Source organism: Adlercreutzia equolifaciens (assembly GCF_029076695.1).
GTDB classification, from domain to species: Bacteria; Actinomycetota; Coriobacteriia; order Coriobacteriales; family Eggerthellaceae; genus Adlercreutzia; species Adlercreutzia equolifaciens_A.
This window is the reverse complement of sequence record NZ_JARFIK010000193.1, coordinates 1-332: the sequence shown is the minus strand read 5'-3', so window position 1 is coordinate 332 and position 332 is coordinate 1. Positions and strand designations below refer to the sequence as shown.

Annotated in this window: 1 protein-coding gene; it reads right to left on the bottom strand. The window is 61.7% G+C overall.

The window, feature by feature from the left end:
* Window positions 1–332: ATP-binding cassette domain-containing protein (locus PZH32_RS12035; RefSeq protein WP_275208493.1), on the bottom strand; the 332-nt coding region annotated here is incomplete at both ends.

Below are 332 nucleotides of genomic sequence, written 5' to 3'. Positions count from 1 at the left end.
GGCGTCCCCTCGTCCACTACCAGGCCGTTTTCCATGAACACCACCTTGTCGGCGGCATCGCGGGCCAAACCCATCTCGTGGGTGACCATGACAATGGTCATGTTCGTCTCAGCCAGGGACTTGTTAACGTCGAGCACCTCGTTCACCATCTCTGGGTCAAGTGCGCTGGTGGGCTCGTCCATGAGCATGATCTTCGGATGCATGTTGAGCGCGCGGGCAATGGCCACGCGCTGCTGCTGACCGCCGGAAAGCTGGTCGGGGTACTTGTCAAGCTTGCTGGACAGCCCCACGCGCTCCAAATAGGCCAAGCCAGCGGCCTCGGCCTCGGCCTT